The 14,541-nt window shown below is 75.9% G+C and carries 13 protein-coding genes; 9 read left to right on the top strand and 4 right to left on the bottom strand.

Translation table 11 applies throughout. The annotated features are described in order from the left end of the window. Window positions 1–11 precede the first annotated feature (11 nt). The 7 genes from ACZ4K2_RS22390 to ACZ4K2_RS22360 all read left to right on the top strand — a co-directional run bounded on the left by ACZ4K2_RS22390 (window position 12) and on the right by ACZ4K2_RS22360 (window position 8,538). Window positions 12–1,181 (top strand): CbiQ family ECF transporter T component, encoded by a 1,170-nt coding sequence (locus tag ACZ4K2_RS22390; protein ID WP_467469701.1) that lies wholly within the window; start codon window positions 12–14, stop codon window positions 1,179–1,181. Beyond that, a complete protein-coding gene (locus ACZ4K2_RS22385) occupies window positions 1,178–2,947 on the top strand; it encodes an ABC transporter ATP-binding protein (RefSeq protein WP_467469018.1) in 1,770 nt (589 codons plus the stop codon). The genes ACZ4K2_RS22390 and ACZ4K2_RS22385 overlap by 4 nt, the downstream gene beginning before the upstream one ends. Next, entirely contained in the window at window positions 2,944–3,801 is an 858-nt protein-coding gene (locus tag ACZ4K2_RS22380; RefSeq protein WP_467469016.1) for an ECF transporter S component, read from the top strand. The genes ACZ4K2_RS22385 and ACZ4K2_RS22380 overlap by 4 nt, the downstream gene beginning before the upstream one ends. Before the next feature lie 332 nt (window positions 3,802–4,133). After that, complete coding sequence (locus tag ACZ4K2_RS22375; protein ID WP_467469014.1) at window positions 4,134–4,538, top strand: lytic transglycosylase domain-containing protein; 405 nt, start codon at window positions 4,134–4,136, stop codon at window positions 4,536–4,538. 362 nt (window positions 4,539–4,900) lie between these two features. Further along, complete coding sequence (locus ACZ4K2_RS22370) at window positions 4,901–5,593, top strand: YoaK family protein (protein ID WP_467469012.1); 693 nt, start codon at window positions 4,901–4,903, stop codon at window positions 5,591–5,593. 386 nt (window positions 5,594–5,979) lie between these two features. Continuing rightward, window positions 5,980–7,350 (top strand): glycine betaine/L-proline transporter ProP, encoded by a 1,371-nt coding sequence (proP, locus tag ACZ4K2_RS22365; protein WP_467469010.1) that lies wholly within the window; start codon window positions 5,980–5,982, stop codon window positions 7,348–7,350. A gap of 516 nt (window positions 7,351–7,866) precedes the next feature. Beyond that, a complete protein-coding gene (locus tag ACZ4K2_RS22360) occupies window positions 7,867–8,538 on the top strand; it encodes an O-methyltransferase (RefSeq protein WP_467469008.1) in 672 nt (223 codons plus the stop codon). A 31-nt stretch (window positions 8,539–8,569) separates the two neighbouring features. Here ACZ4K2_RS22360 and ACZ4K2_RS22355 read toward each other — a convergent pair whose 3' ends face one another. From ACZ4K2_RS22355 to ACZ4K2_RS22345, 3 genes are all read right to left on the bottom strand, one after another. Continuing rightward, window positions 8,570–8,971 (bottom strand): hypothetical protein, encoded by a 402-nt coding sequence (locus ACZ4K2_RS22355; RefSeq protein WP_467469006.1) that lies wholly within the window; start codon window positions 8,969–8,971, stop codon window positions 8,570–8,572. Between the two features lie 203 nt (window positions 8,972–9,174). Further along, window positions 9,175–9,969, bottom strand: coding sequence for a hypothetical protein (locus tag ACZ4K2_RS22350; protein WP_467469004.1), 795 nt, complete (start codon window positions 9,967–9,969; stop codon window positions 9,175–9,177). Window positions 9,970–9,974: 5 nt separating this feature from the next. Next, a complete protein-coding gene (locus ACZ4K2_RS22345) occupies window positions 9,975–10,655 on the bottom strand; it encodes a hypothetical protein (RefSeq protein WP_467469002.1) in 681 nt (226 codons plus the stop codon). Window positions 10,656–10,816: 161 nt separating this feature from the next. Between ACZ4K2_RS22345 and ACZ4K2_RS22340 the strand changes: the two genes are divergently transcribed. Further along, window positions 10,817–11,338 carry a GNAT family N-acetyltransferase gene (locus tag ACZ4K2_RS22340; RefSeq protein ID WP_467469000.1) on the top strand — a complete coding sequence of 174 codons (522 nt, stop codon included), beginning with the start codon at window positions 10,817–10,819 and terminating at the stop codon, window positions 11,336–11,338. Here ACZ4K2_RS22340 and ACZ4K2_RS22335 read toward each other — a convergent pair. Next, window positions 11,325–13,367: an MFS transporter gene (locus ACZ4K2_RS22335; RefSeq protein ID WP_467468998.1), complete on the bottom strand. Its 2,043-nt coding sequence runs from the start codon at window positions 13,365–13,367 to the stop codon at window positions 11,325–11,327. The two genes, ACZ4K2_RS22340 and ACZ4K2_RS22335, sit on opposite strands and share 14 nt — an antisense overlap. A gap of 130 nt (window positions 13,368–13,497) precedes the next feature. On the opposite strand from ACZ4K2_RS22335, the gene ACZ4K2_RS22330 reads away from it, so the two are divergent. Next, a complete protein-coding gene (locus ACZ4K2_RS22330) occupies window positions 13,498–14,520 on the top strand; it encodes a peptidoglycan-binding domain-containing protein (protein ID WP_467468996.1) in 1,023 nt (340 codons plus the stop codon). Window positions 14,521–14,541: the final 21 nt, after the last annotated feature.

Here is a 14,541-nt window from a genome sequence, read left to right as displayed (position 1 = left end):
GCCGGGCCGCCGTGCACCCCGGTGCCTGGTGGCTGTGGGCCCTCGCGCTCGGGACGGCCGCCACCCGCACCACCAACCCCCTCCTGCTCGCCCTCCTCATGGCCGCCTCCGCCTACGTCGTGGCGACGCACCGCTCCGCCGCCCCCTGGGCCCGTTCCTACGGCGCCTTCGCCCGGCTCGCCCTCGCCGTCGTCCTCGTCCGCGTCCTGTTCGCGGTGGCCCTCGGCTCCCCCATCCCCGGCACGCACACCCTGCTCACCCTGCCCGAAGTCCCGCTGCCGCACTGGGCGCAGGGCATCCGCCTCGGCGGCCGGGTGACCGCCGAGGCGGTCGTCTTCGCCGCCTACGACGGCCTCAAGCTCGCCACCCTCCTCGTCTGCGTCGGGGCGGCCAACGCCCTGGCCGCCCCGAGCCGCCTGCTGAAGTCCCTGCCCGGCGCGCTGTACGAGACGGGCGTGGCCGTGGTCGTCGCCCTCACCTTCGCGCCGCACCTGATCGCCGACGTCCGGCGGCTGCGCGCCGCCCGCCGGCTGCGCGGCCGTCCCGACCGGGGCGTACGGGGCCTGCTCCAGGTCGGACTGCCGGTCCTGGAGGGCGCGCTCGAACGCTCGGTGGCACTGGCCGCCGCGATGGAGGCCCGCGGGTACGGCCGGACCGCCGAGGTCCCCGCCCCGGTCCGCCGTACGACGGCCGCGCTCACCCTCGGGGGTCTGCTCGGCGTGTGCGCCGGGACGTACGGGCTGCTGACGGCCGAAGGGGGCGTGTACGGCCTGCCGCTGCTGCTCGCCGGGGTGGCCGCCGCGCTCGCGGGGCTGCGGCTGGGCGGCCGGCGCTCGCTGCGGACGCGGTACCGCCCGGACCCGTGGGACGCGCGCGCCTGGCTGGTCACCGGCTCGGGCGTGGCGGTGGCCGCGCTGCTGACGCTGGCCTCGGTGCGCGACTCGCGGGGGCTGCACCCCGGTGTCGTCCCCCTCGTCTCCCCCGCGCTCCCGCTCTGGCCCGCCGCGGCCGTCCTGCTCGGCCTGCTGCCCGCCTTCGCCGTCCCCCGGCCGGCCGCGGAGTCCGTCCCCCGGGCAACCACCGGGTCCGCCGCCCGGCCCACCACCGGGTCCGCCGCCCGATCCGCCGCCGGGTCCGTCCACCAGTCCGTCGCCCGGTCCGCGCCGAGGGAGCACCCGTGATCCGCTTCGAGGATGTCAGCGTGACGTACGAGGGCGCCGCCGGGCCCACCGTCACCGGTGTCGACCTGGAGGTGGCCGAGGGCGAACTGGTGCTGCTGGCGGGGCCGTCCGGGGTCGGCAAGTCGACCGTGCTGGGCGCGGTCAGCGGACTGGTCCCGCACTTCACCGGCGGCACCCTGCGCGGGCGCGTGACGGTGGCCGGCCGGGACACCCGTACCCACCAGCCGCGCGAACTCGCCGACGTGGTCGGCACGGTGGGCCAGGACCCGCTCGCGCACTTCGTGACGGACACGGTGGAGGACGAACTCGCCTACGGCATGGAGTCGCTGGGGCTCGCCCCCGAGGTGATGCGGCGCCGGGTGGAGGAGACCCTCGACCTGCTGGGCCTCGCCGGGCTGCGCGACCGTCCGATCGCCACCCTCTCCGGCGGGCAGCGGCAGCGGGTCGCGATCGGCTCGGTCCTGACCCCGCACCCGCGGGTGCTGGTCCTGGACGAGCCGACCTCGGCGCTGGACCCGGCCGCCGCGGAGGAGGTCCTGGCGGTGCTGCAACGGCTGGTGCACGACCTGGGCACGACGGTGCTGATGGCCGAGCACCGGCTGGAACGGGTGGTCCAGTACGCCGACCGCGTCGTCCTGCTGCCCGCCCCCGGCGCCGCCCCGGTCGCGGGCACCCCGCCGGAGGTGATGGCGGTCTCCCCGGTGTACCCGCCGGTGGTGGCCCTGGGCCGGCTGGCCGGCTGGTCCCCGCTGCCGCTGACGGTCCGGGACGCCCGCCGCCGCGCCGGTGACCTGAGGGAACGGCTGGCCGGCCGGGCCCCCGGGGACGCCTCCCCGGCCGCGGACGGCCACCCGAGCACACCCGTCGACGACCCGAGCACACCCGCGGGCCGCCCGAGCGCACCCGCCGGCGGGCCGGGGTCCGTTCCGGCGGCCGGGTCCTCCGCGGCCGGTACCGGGCGGGGGCTCCGGTTCCGCCTGCGCCGCCGTCCCGCCCCCGGCGCCGGGCCCGCGGCGGCCGTCGCCGAGGTCCGAGCCCTGTCCGTGCGCCGCGACGGCGTCCAGGCCCTCCGCCAGGTGGACCTGACGGTGACGCCCGGCGAGACGGTCGCGCTCATGGGCCGCAACGGCGCCGGGAAGTCGACCCTGCTCGGCTCGCTCGTCGGGCTGGTGGAGCCGTCGGCCGGGACCGTCCGGGCCGGTGGGCTGGTCCCCCACCGCACCCCGTCCGAGGACCTCGTGCGCCGGGTCGGACTCGTCCCCCAGGACCCCCGCGACCTCCTGTACGCGGACACGGTCGCCGCCGAGTGCGCCGCCGCCGACCGGGACGCGGGCGCCGCGCCCGGCACCTGCCGGGCCCTGGTGACCCGGCTGCTGCCGGACATCACGGACGGCACCCATCCCCGGGACCTGTCCGAGGGGCAGTGCCTGACGCTGGCCCTGGCCGTGATCCTGACCGCCCGCCCGCCCCTGCTGCTCCTCGACGAGCCGACCCGCGGCCTGGACTACGCGGCCAAGGCCCGCCTGGTCGGCGTCCTGCGCGAACTCGCGGCCGAGGGGCACGCGATCGTGCTGGCCACGCACGACGTGGAGCTGGCGGCGGAGCTGGCCCACCGGGTGGTGCTGCTCGCCGAGGGCGAGGTGATAGCCGACGGCCCGACCGCCGGGATCGTGGTGTCCTCGCCGTCGTTCGCGCCGCAGGTGACGAAGATCCTGGCCCCGCAGCGGTGGCTGACCGTGACCGAGGTGCGGGAGGCACTGGCGTGAACCGCCGCACCCCCCGGGTACACACTCCCCGGGTACGCACCCCCCGGGTACGCGCCGTCCGGCTCGGCCCCCGCTCGCTCGCCGCGCTGGCACTCACCAGCGCGGTGGGGGTGATGTCCTTCTGCTGGCCCTTCCTCGCGCCGCCCGCCTCGCGGCTCAGCGCCCACGCCCAGGACGCGCCCTGGCTCTTCGCCGGACTGCTGGTGCTGCTCGTGGCGGTGGTGGCGGCGACGATCTCGGAGTCGGCGCTCGGACCGAAGGCCGTGGCCATGCTCGGCGTACTGGCCGCGACGGGCGCCGCCCTGCGGCCGATCGGCGCGGGCACGGCGGGGATCGAGCCGATGTTCTTCCTCATGGTGCTCAGCGGCCGGGTGCTCGGCCCCGGCTTCGGGTTCGCGCTGGGCTCGGTGACCATGTTCGCGTCCGCGCTGCTCACCGGCGGGGTCGGGCCGTGGCTGCCGTTCCAGATGCTGTCCATGGGCTGGTTCACCATGGGCGCCGGGCTGCTGCCGGGCGCGCAGTGGCTGCGCGGCCGCGCCGAGCTGCTGGTGCTCGCCGGGTACGGGTTCCTCGCGGCGTTCGCCTACGGCACGGTCATGAACCTGGCCGGCTGGCCGTTCCTGGGCGGCTCGGCCTCCAACATCTCCTTCCACGCGGGGGCCCCGGTCGCCGCCAACCTCGCCCGCTTCGTCGCGTACTGCGTGGCCACCTCGCTCGGCTGGGACCTGGGCCGGGCCGTCTGCACGGTCGTGCTGACCCTGGCCGCCGGCCCAGCGGTGCTGCGGGCCCTGCGCCGGGCCACGCGGCGGGCCGCGTTCGAGACCGCGGTCACGTTCGACGCTCCCGCGGGGTGAGGCGGCGTGCGCGCGGGGTGAGCGGGCCGGTGAAGCACCCCACATGACGCACGTCACCTACGATCCGGGGCCGTAGCGGGAAATGCCCGGACCGCCCGCTCGTGCACCCCTGCTGACCTGGGCATTGAGACCCACGCCACAGAGCGGGCGTTTCTCGCCGATCCGGCCACAACTAGTAAAGGGGGGCATTGCGGACAGATTTCCGGCCTGCTTCTCTGGACGACGTCGCCAGGCGCCACGAGCCCATCCGGGCCGCGGCGCCGACGCATACGGCCGCAGCGCGCGGCCCGCCCCTGCGAGCGACCCCCCGTCCCCGACGCAAGAGGTTCTCCGTGTCCGTGTCCTTCATCAGCCGCATCGCCTCCCCGAAGAAGGTCCTCACCACCGCCGCCATGGCCGCCGCCGCCGGTCTGGCCCTGACCGCGGCGCCCGCCCAGGCGGCGCCGGCCTCCTCCGCCCAGGCGATCGCGCACCAGATGATCCCGGACGCCGCGCAGTACACCGCGTTCAGCAAGATCGTCCAGCACGAGAGCGGCTGGAACCCCTCCGCCACCAACAGCTCCTCCGGCGCCTACGGCCTGGTCCAGGCGCTGCCGGGCGCGAAGATGGCCTCCGCGGGCGCCGACTGGAAGACCAACCCGGCCACCCAGATCAAGTGGGGCCTGGACTACATGAACTCCCGCTACGGCAGCCCGGTGAAGGCCTGGAGCTTCTGGCAGGCCAACGGCTGGTACTGAGCCGGCCCCGGCAGGCCGCACCCGGCCGTCGCCACATCCCCACCCGCACCCTCGCCCCGCACCGGGCGAGGGTGCGCGCGCATGTCCGGACGGCGGCACCCGCCGACCGGACCGAGGGCCGCCGCGCGCGTACGACCGCCGAGGGGCGCCGCGCGCGTACGACCGCCGAGGACCGCCGAGGGCGTACGACCGCCGAGGACCGCCGAGGGCGTCCGCAGCCGGGCCGAGAGCCACCGCGCCGGGGCCCGAAGGTGCCGCCGCCGCTGGGCCGACCGGGCCGCTTTCCGCCGTTCCGGGCGTGTCCCGGGGCGCGCCCCGCCCGGTCCGGACGCAGGCTGCGCCGGGACACCCTCGGAGGAGCGATGACGACGCCGACGCCGACGCCCCCGGCGCGGGACCCGGAGACGCGCGGACTGCGGCTGGTGGCCGTACTGCTGGCGCTGACCGTGGTCAGCGGCCTGATCGACGCCGTCAGCTATCTGGGCCTCGGCCGGGTCTTCACCGCCAACATGACCGGCAACGTCGTCGTCCTGGGCTTCGCCGCGGCCGGCGCCCCAGGCTTCTCCGTACCCCACACGGCCACCTCCCTCGGCTGCTTCCTGCTGGGCGCGGCGACCGGCGGCCGGGTGGCGGCCCACCGCCGCCGGGGCCACCGCCGCACCTGGGCCCGGCTGGTGCTGGCGGCGGAGACGGCCCTGGTCGGCGCGTCGGCGGCGGTGGCGTTCGCCTGGCCGGGTGCCCCCGGCACCCGGTACGCCCTGATCGCCCTCACGGCCTTCGCGATGGGCCTGCGCAACGCCACGGTCCGCGGACTGCGCGTGCCCGACCTCACCACGACGGTGCTGACCATGACCCTGACCGGCCTGGCCGCGGAGTCCCGGCTCGGCGACCGCTCGGGCCACCGCTCCGCCCGCCGCACGGCCGCGGTGCTCGCGATGGCGGGCGGCGCCTGCCTGGGCGGGTGGCTGGTACCGCACTACGGGCTGGGCCTCCCGCTGCTGGTCGCGGCGCTGGCGTCCGGGGCGCTGGCGGTGGTGGCCTCCGGGAGGGAGTGACGTGGATGACGGCGGGCGGATCCGGCGGGCCGTCACCGGGACGGGCGGGAACCGGACAGCACGCGCCCGCCGGCGCGGGACCCGGCGCCGGCTCCGCCCCCCGGCCCGGCGCGACGTATGCACCTTTTCAACGGAAAGATGGGGGCCGGACAGGCGCGCGGTTGCACGCCGGGAGCGCGATAAGGGTCACATCAACCGGCAGGCATGACCCGGCGCGAATGGGCAGACGTACCTGCGTATCCGCTATTTAACTGCAGAGTGCACGCAAGTGCATACGGTATGTAAGGGGCAAGGGTCCCCCTATGGTCGTTTTTCGGCCCGGCGCACGTCACAGCCGCCGTCTCGGGCCCGTCCCTGTCCCCGTCGAAAGGTAGGCGAGCCCCGTTTTGGCGACCGCCGCTGTCACCCCGCATCTGAAGACCCGCCGGGCCGCCAAGGCCCGCGACGTCACCGTCACCGACCCCGCACTGGTCAAACGCGCCGTCAAGGCGGCCGCGCTCGGCAACGCGATGGAATGGTTCGACTTCGGCGTCTACAGCTACATCGCGGTCACCCTGGGCAAGGTCTTCTTCCCCTCGGGCAACCCGACCGCGCAGTTGCTGTCGACGTTCGGCGCCTTCGCGGCAGCCTTCCTGGTCCGGCCGCTCGGCGGCATGGTCTTCGGCCCGCTGGGCGACCGCGTGGGCCGCCAGAAGGTCCTCGCCGTCACCATGATCATGATGGCGGCGGGCACGTTCGCCATCGGCCTGATCCCGTCGTACGCGACGATCGGCGTCGGCGCCCCGATCATGCTGCTGGCCGCCCGCCTGGTGCAGGGCTTCTCCACCGGCGGCGAGTACGCGGGCGCGTCCACCTTCATCGCCGAGTACGCCCCGGACAAGAAGCGCGGCTTCTTCGGAAGCTGGCTGGAGTTCGGCACGCTCGCCGGCTACATCGGCGGCGCGGGCCTGGTCACGCTGATGACGGCCCTGCTGTCCTCGGACGACCTCACGTCCTGGGGCTGGCGCATCCCGTTCCTGATCGCCGGTCCGATGGGCATCATCGGCCTGTACCTGCGGATGCGGCTGGAGGAGACCCCGGCGTTCGCGGCGGAAGTCGAGAAGGCCGAGGCCGCCCGCCCCAAGGTGCCGCTGCGCGAGATGGTCGCGGGCCAGTGGAAGTCGCTCATGCTGTGCGTGGGCCTGGTGCTGGTCTTCAACGTCACCGACTACATGCTGCTGTCGTACATGCCGAGCTACCTCACCAGTGAGCTGAAGTACGACGAGACGCACGGGCTGCTGGTCGTGCTCGCCGTGATGGCGCTGATGATGATCGTCCAGCCGTTCGCGGGCGCCCTGACCGACCGGATCGGCCGCCGTCCGGTGATCGCGGCGGGCTGCGCGGGCTTCCTGTTCCTGTCCGTCCCGGCCCTGCTGATGATCCGCGAGGGCAGTCTGCTGGCGGTGGGCCTGGGCATGGGCGCGCTGGGCCTGCTCCTGGTGTGCTTCACGGCCGCCATGCCGGCCGCGCTGCCCGCGCTCTTCCCGACCCGGGTGCGGTACGGCTCCCTGTCGATCGGCTTCAACGTCTCGGTGTCCCTGTTCGGCGGTACGACCCCGCTGGTGGTCACCGCGCTGATCGGGGCCACGGGCAACATGATGATGCCCGCCTACTACATGATGGGCGCGGCCGTGATCGGCGGGTTTGCGGTGTGGCGGATGTCGGAGTCGGCGGGCCGCCCGCTGCCGGGTTCCGCGCCGTCGGTCGAGGGCCGATAGTCCCCTCCCGAACAACCCCTGATCGGCCCCGCGCCCCCTCCGGGCGCGGGGCCGATCGCATGCCCTGGTCCCCCGCCGGCGCCGGTGCCGCGGCCCCGCACCGCCGCAGGGTGGACGAGCGCCCGGCCCGCCGAGCCGGGGTGCCGGCCACCGGCGCCTCCCCCTGACGGCCCACGGCTGCCGGCCACCGGCGCCCGCGCCCGGCGACCCCCACCCGCCCCGCCCCCGGGAATGCCGACCGCGCGCACCCGCACCCGAACAGCCCCCGCCCGGAGTCCCCGGCCCCTGCCGCCCCACGGGCCTCCCCGCCCTCCCCCGGTGGCCACGAGCCGCGGCGGAGCGCCCAGGTTCCGTGCGGCCGTCGCGGTCGGCGAGGCCGGTCGCCGTACCGTTGCCCACGTCCGCCCGGGACTCCCTCGCCGCCTATCGCCCCGCCCGAGCCGCCCGGCTGAGACCATCGAACCGGGCAGGGCGATACAGCCTCCGGAAAGACTCTCGGGAAAGGCAGCAGACGCTATGAGTGGGCCGCAGCTCTGGGACGACGTGGACGACTACTTCACCAGCCATCTCTCACCGGACGACGACGCGCTGCGGGCGGCCCTGCGGGACAGTGAGGCCGCCGGGCTGCCCGCCATCGCCGTCACGGCCGCGCAGGGCAAGTTCCTCCAGCTCCTCGCCCAGGCGCAGGGCGCCCGGCACATCCTGGAGATCGGCACGCTCGGCGGGTACAGCACCATCTGGCTGGGGCGCGCCCTGCCCGAGGACGGCAGGCTGGTCTCGCTGGAGTACAGCGGCAAGCACGCCGACGTGGCCGTCCGCAACATCGCCCGCGCCGGACTGGAGCGGGTCGTGGAGGTACGCGTCGGACCGGCCCTGGAGACGCTGCCGAAGCTCGCCGACGAGAACCCGGCCCCCTTCGACGTGGTCTTCATCGACGCGGACAAGGCGAACAACGCGCACTATGTGGAGTGGGCGCTGCGGCTCGGCCGGGCGGGCAGCCTGATCGTCGTGGACAACGTGGTGCGCGGCGGGCTGGTGGCCGACGCGGGCAGCACCGACCCGGACGTGCTCGGCACCCGTGCCGCGATCGAGCTGATCGCCGGGCACCCGCGGCTGACCGGTACGGTCCTCCAGACGGTCAGCGGCAAGGGCCACGACGGCTTCGCGCTGGCCCGCGTGCTGGGCTGAGCCCGGAGCGGGCCACGGGTACGGGTGCCGTTCAGACCTCGTGGTAGAAGCCGACGTTCACGCTGCGCGGCGCGGTGCGGTCCTGCACGACGATCTCGCCGGACCCGCCGCGGGGCAGCCGGACGGTTCCGCCGTAGCCGACGGGCCGCGGGCCCTGCGGGTGCTGCCCGGAGACGATCCGGACCTCGGACGCCGGGTCCGGCTGCGAGCCGCGCAGCCAGGTGAGCTGCCAGGTGCCGTCCGGGCCGCAGCGGAACTCCAGGTGGACGCGGGAGACGAACAGCCAGTCCTCGGGGGTGACCAGCCGGCACGCCGCCGCGTCGCGGCCGACCCGCAGCACGGCGCCGGGCTCGCTGGGCGCCTCGGCCATGGTCATGCCGGCCGTGGCCCCCGCGTCCTCCCCGGAGACGGTGGCCATGGTGAGTTCGAGCACGAGCGTTCCCCCTGAACGTCCTGGTGCGGTGGGCGGATCGCCCTACCGCCGCCGCATGATAAAACGCCCGGCACGGTCCCGTCCGGCACAATGGCTCTCACGGCCGAACGAAAGCCGCCGGGCGTGCCGTCCGAGGGCCGTTGCCGGGGCATGCGAGTGGCGGCAGCGCGGGGCTGCCGCCACGGGCGGAGGGGGCGCCGGGGTCAGCCGTGCAGCAGGCGTCCGGCGAGTTCCCGGTAGTCGCGCAGGGCGAGCCGCAGTTGCTCCGTGTCGGTGCCGGGACCGCCGCCCTCGCTCTCCTCCCAGGACGTCCGCAGGGTGCGGCGGCGGCGCGTCACGGCCTCGGTGAACCGGGCCGCGATCTCCTCCAGCGTCCGGTCGGCCTGTTCGACGGCCGCCCTGGGCTCGTCCACGAAGCCGCCGACCAGCTCCCGCATCTGCCGCTCCCAGCGCTCGGTCTCCTCCTGCGCCAGCAGCGGTACGCCGGTGGACGCGGTGCCACCGGGGGCCGACGGCCAGGTGTCCCGGGCCGGGGAGTCGGTGGCGCCGGCCTCGCGCTGCCCGGTGCCGCCGGGGGCGGGCGCGGCGAGCCCGTTGTCGGGCATGACGCCCTCCTCCGCGGCCGCCACCCGCTCCGAGCGGTGGCTCGCGCCGAACCCGGCGCCGGTGCCCGTGCCGAGGTCCTCGGTGCCGGGGCTCAGTCCCTCGGTGCCGTGCCGCTGCCCGGCGTCCAGACCGTCCGCGCTCCCGGGCGCGGGGGCGCCCGCCGGTCCCACCGGCGGGCGGAGGGTGTCCCCGGGGACGCGGTCGTCACCGGTGAGGCCCGCCCGGCCCGCCGGGGGCTCTCCCGGCAGCCGTTGCGCGAACCCGGGCTCACGGGGCGTGTCCCGCCCCGGCGCCGCGTCCTCGGTCGTCCATGCCTCGCCCGGCGCGGCCTCGCCGGCCGGCCGCTGCGTGTGGCGCCGGGCGTCGTCCGGGCCGCCAATGCTGTCAGCCATGGCGCTCAGCTCTCCTTCGGTCGGCTGCGGTGCGTGGCCCACGGCGCGTGCGAGCGGGCGTGGGAGTGGTTGCCGGTCCCCTCGGCGGGGGCCGCGGCGCGGCCGGGGGCGCGGTGCCGCCCGGAGTCGGTGCTGGTCAGGTCGTCGAAGAGGGCACGCGCGCCGAGCAGCACCGAGCGCATCTCCTCAGTTCCGGTGCCGATCGCGCTCGTCCCGTCACCGCCGCCCGTGCGGGCCACCCGGTGCACCTGGCGGTAGCCGTCGACGTGGTGGGCGTGGTGCACGGAGAGCGCGTCGAGCTGCTCCTCGTACCGTCCGCCGTCGGGGTAGCCGCGCACCGCGGCCACCTCCGCGATCAGCCGGTCGGCCTCGGCCACCGCCTCCCGCGGGGAGTCGACGAAGCGCTCCTGGAGGGCCGTCCAGCGGTCCTCGTACCGCTGCCGCTCGGCGCCCTGCAGCGGGCGTTCGCGCAGTTCGCCGTGGCGCTCGACGCGTGCGGCCAGTTCGCGTTCGGCGGCCTTGGTGTCCCCGTCGTGCAGGGCCACCGCCCGCTCGTACTCGGGCCCGAAGCGACGCTTCAGGCCGGGCCCGCCGTGCCCTCCGCGACCGCGCAGCACCAGGGCGGCCGCGCCGAGGACCACGACCGCCGCGATCACGATCAAAAGAATGATCAGCCCTGTGGACATGGTTGCCTTCCGATTCGGACCGGCCCAGCCGGCCGGTTCTCCCTTCGGGTGACCCGGAAAACACCGCACAAACGGTCGCCGCGGGCAGCCCGGTGAGGACGCCGGCCGCACCCGCGGCCCGCCCGAATACGGTTGCGCGCGGCGGGGGCCGGCTCCCGACAATGACCGGCATGACATGGACGATCAGCGCCGAGCCGTACGACTCGCCCGCCGCCGCCGCGTTGTGGCGGGCGTACTACACGGAGGTCAGCGACCGCTGGTACCTGCTGCACGAGGGGCGGCGGACCGCGCCGGACGACCTGGAACGGGAGATCGCCGCCCACACCGGTGCCGAACTCGCCGCCCCCACCGGCCGGTTGCTGATCGGGCGGTACGACGGCAGGCCGGCCGGGTCGGCGGGCGTACGGCTGCTCGACCCGCGCACCGCCGAGCTGACCCGGGTGTTCGTGCTGCCGGGGATGCGCGGCCGCGGCGGGGCCCCGCGCCTCGTGGCCGCGGCCGAGGCGGCCGCCCGGGAGCTGGGCGCCCGCCGGATCGTCCTCGACACCCGCGGCGACCTCGTCGAGGCCCGCGCCCTGTACGCGCGCCTCGGCTACACCGAGACCGGCCCGCACAACACCGACCCGTACGCCGAGCACTGGTTCCGCAAGGAGCTGGGGTCCCGGGAGGTCAGCCGGGCCTGACGGCCCCGGCGCCGTTGCGCGGGCGTTCCCGCTCGGCGCCGCACAGCTCTCCGGTCAACTCGCGCACCAGCAGGGTGAGGTCGGCCGGCCGGTCCGGCCGCCACCAGTCGCCGAGCAGCTCGGCGAGGGACTCCTCACGGGCCTTGGCGAGCCGCTCGGCGACGGTCCGGCCGGTGTCGGTCAGGGTCAGGTCCAGGCCCTGCCGTTCGGCGAGGCGCCGCTCCTCGACCTGGCGGACGGCGGCCATCACCGCCTGGAGCGGGACCCCGCTGCGCTCGGCCAGCATCCCGGGTTCGACGGAGCCGTAGCGGCGGATGCGCAGCAGCATCCAGCCGGCGGCGGGCAGCAGGTCGTACCCGGCCCGTGCGGTGATGTCCCGGTAGACCTCGCGGCGGCCCTCGCGGGTGCCGAGCACGGACAGGGCCCGGCAGCACTCGTCGTGGGAGGAGCGCTGCACCGGGTTGGGCGGGATGGTCTCGGAGGCGTCCGGCGCGGTGACCGAGCCGCGCAGCGGGTCCTCCTTCAGGAACCAGGCCAGCAGGAAGCCGAGGAGGGCGACCGGCGCGGCGTACAGGAACACGTCGGTGATGGCGGAGGCGTACGCGTGCAGGGCCGCCGGGCGCAGCGCGGGCGGCAGGGCCGCGATGCCCCGCGGATCGGACGTCAGCGTGCCGGCGGTGACGCCGGGCGGCAGGCGCACGCCCCGGAAGGCGGCGGCGAGTTGGTCGGCGAGGCGGCTCGCGAAGACCGCGCCGAAGACGGCCACGCCGAAGGAGGCGCCGATGGAGCGGAAGAAGGTCGCGCCGGAGGTGGCGACCCCCAGGTCCTCGTAGGCGACGGCGTTCTGCACGATGAGCACCAGGACCTGCATGACCAGGCCGAGGCCCAGGCCGAGGACGAAGAAGGACGCGCCCATCGCGGCGGTGGGGCTGTGCTCGTCGAGCCGGTGCAGCAGGAGCAGGCCGAGGGCGGTGACGGCGGTGCCGGTCACGGGGAAGACCTTCCAGCGGCCGGTGCGGCTGACGATCTGCCCGGACACCGTGGAGGACAGCAGCAGCCCGGCCACCATGGGCAGCATGTACACGCCGGACAGGGTCGGGGAGATGCCGTGCACGACCTGGAGGAAGGTCGGCAGGTAGGTCATCGCGCCGAACATGGCGAAGCCGACGATGAAGCTGATCACGGCGGCGAGCGTGAAGGTGCGGATGCCGAACAGCTTCAGCGGCAGCACCGGCTCCGCGGCCCGCCGCTCCACGGCGACGAACGCCGCGGCGAGCAGGACGCCCAGCACGGACAGCCCGGTGACCTGTGCCGAGCCCCAGGCCCAGGTCGTCCCGCCGAGCGAGGCGACGAGGACCAGGCAGGTGGCGACCGCGGCGATCAGGAAGGTGCCGGGGTAGTCGATGACGTGGTGGGCGGAGCGGCGCGGCAGGTGCAGGGCGCCGGCGATCACCGCGAGCGCGACGATCCCGAGGGGCAGGTTGACGTAGAACACCCAGCGCCAGCCCAGGTGCTGGGTGAACACCCCGCCCAGCAGCGGCCCGAGCACGCTGGTCGTCCCGAACACCGCGCCGAACAGCCCCTGGTAGCGGCCCCGTTCGCGGGGCGGCACGATGTCCCCGACGATCGCCATGGACAGCACGATCAGCCCGCCGCCGCCCAGGCCCTGGAGCGCCCGGAAGGCGATGAGCTGGGGCATGTCCCGCGCCGTGCCGCACAGGGCCGAGCCGATCAGGAAGATCACGATGGCGGCCTGGAACAGCCGCTTGCGGCCGTACTGGTCGCCCAGCTTGCCCCACAGCGGGGTCGCGGCGGTCGACGCCAGCAGATAGGCGGTGACGACCCAGGAGAGGTGTTCGAGGCCGCCGAGGTCGCTCACGATGGTGGGCAGCGCGGTCGCCACGATGGTCTGGTCGAGGGCGGCGAGCAGCAGCCCCAGCAGCAGGGCGCCGATCGGGACCAGTACGCCGCCCGGCACGCGTTCGCCGCTCCTCGCGTCCTGTGCGGTGCCGTGCGTGTCCAGGGCCATGGAGACCTCCCGGGGCTCGGGTGCGTCCCTCCCATCGTGGTCGCTGTCACGGCATGCGGCCTGCCGAAGCCTTCGGGTGTGGCGGAGATGCGCATATTCTCTGAAGCTCCCGAGGGGGAGGGGGCCGAACGTGACTGCCGGACAGGGGGCCGCGTGCCCGGAGTGCGGGGCGCCGCGGGGCCGGGACCGCTCCCCGTCGTGCGCGTGCACGGCGCGGGCGGCCGAGGCGCTGCACGCGGCGCGTACGGCCGAGGCGGCAGCGGCGGAGGACTTCGATCCGCTGCGGATACGGCCGTACGTGGAGGTCCCGGACGCCTCCACGGCGTCGCCCCCGGACCGGGCCCCGGCGGCGGGAACGGGAGCACCGGGAGACCCGGCGGCGGACGCCGGACCGCCGGCCCCGCCCGGCCCCGCCACCGCCCCGCCGACGGACGTGACGGGGGCGCGGTCCGGCGGGACGGCCGGAACGAAGGAGACCGCCGGGACCGGCGAGGCCGACGAGACCACCGGGACGGAGTCCGCGCGGATCGGGCGGCGTGGGTCCCGTACCGTGCCGGCCGTCGCCGGGGGCGTGGGGGTGGCGGCCGTCGCGGCGGCCTGTCTCGCGCTGTTCTCCTACCACGAGCCCGCCCGGGGCCAAGCGGCCCAGGAGGTGCGGGCGAGCGTCCCGGCGGCGCCCACCCGGGCGTCCGCTCCGGCCACGGCACCGGCCCGGCCCGACGCGCCCGGCCCGCCGGTCCCCTCCCCCTCGGCGTCGCCGGACCCGGGCCCCTCCACGAGCACCGCGTCCGTGTCCGCCTCCCCGTCCGCGTCCGCGTCCGCTTCGGCGACGGTGCCGACCCCCACGGCCTCGCGCTGCGCCTCCGGCCCCGCCTCCCCCGGCCCGTCCGTGCCGGCGTCCGGCACCCCGCGCGCCACGCCCGCCGCGGCACCGGTGCTGCGGCGCGGGGACACCGGCTTGGAGGTGGCCGAACTGGAGCGGCGGCTGCGGCAGCTCAACCTCTACGGCGGCCGGATCGACGGCGTCTTCACCCGCCCGGTGGAGGACTCCGTACGCATCTACCAGCTCGCCCGGGGCGTCGTGGCCGACCCGCCCGGCGAGTACGGCCAGGCGACCCGCAAGAGCCTGGAGCAGGAGACCACGGACCCCTGAGCCCTCGGCGCCCGGGGCGCC

The sequence above is a fragment of the Streptomyces sp. NPDC025833 genome (assembly GCF_055558055.1).
The sequence above is the reverse complement of the archived record's forward strand: the minus strand, read 5'-3'. Positions and strand labels throughout refer to the sequence as shown.

Excerpts from the sequence above, each read along its gene's own strand:
- ACZ4K2_RS22370 (WP_467469012.1), top strand. The coding sequence starts at position 4,901 with ATGACGACGCCGACGCCGACGCCCCCGGCGCGGGACCCGGAGACGCGC.
- ACZ4K2_RS22360 (WP_467469008.1), top strand. The coding sequence starts at position 7,867 with ATGAGTGGGCCGCAGCTCTGGGACGACGTGGACGACTACTTCACCAGC.
- ACZ4K2_RS22350 (WP_467469004.1), bottom strand. The coding sequence starts at position 9,969 with ATGGCTGACAGCATTGGCGGCCCGGACGACGCCCGGCGCCACACGCAG.
- ACZ4K2_RS22345 (WP_467469002.1), bottom strand. The coding sequence starts at position 10,655 with ATGTCCACAGGGCTGATCATTCTTTTGATCGTGATCGCGGCGGTCGTG.
- ACZ4K2_RS22340 (WP_467469000.1), top strand. The coding sequence starts at position 10,817 with ATGACCGGCATGACATGGACGATCAGCGCCGAGCCGTACGACTCGCCC.
- ACZ4K2_RS22335 (WP_467468998.1), bottom strand. The coding sequence starts at position 13,367 with ATGGCCCTGGACACGCACGGCACCGCACAGGACGCGAGGAGCGGCGAA.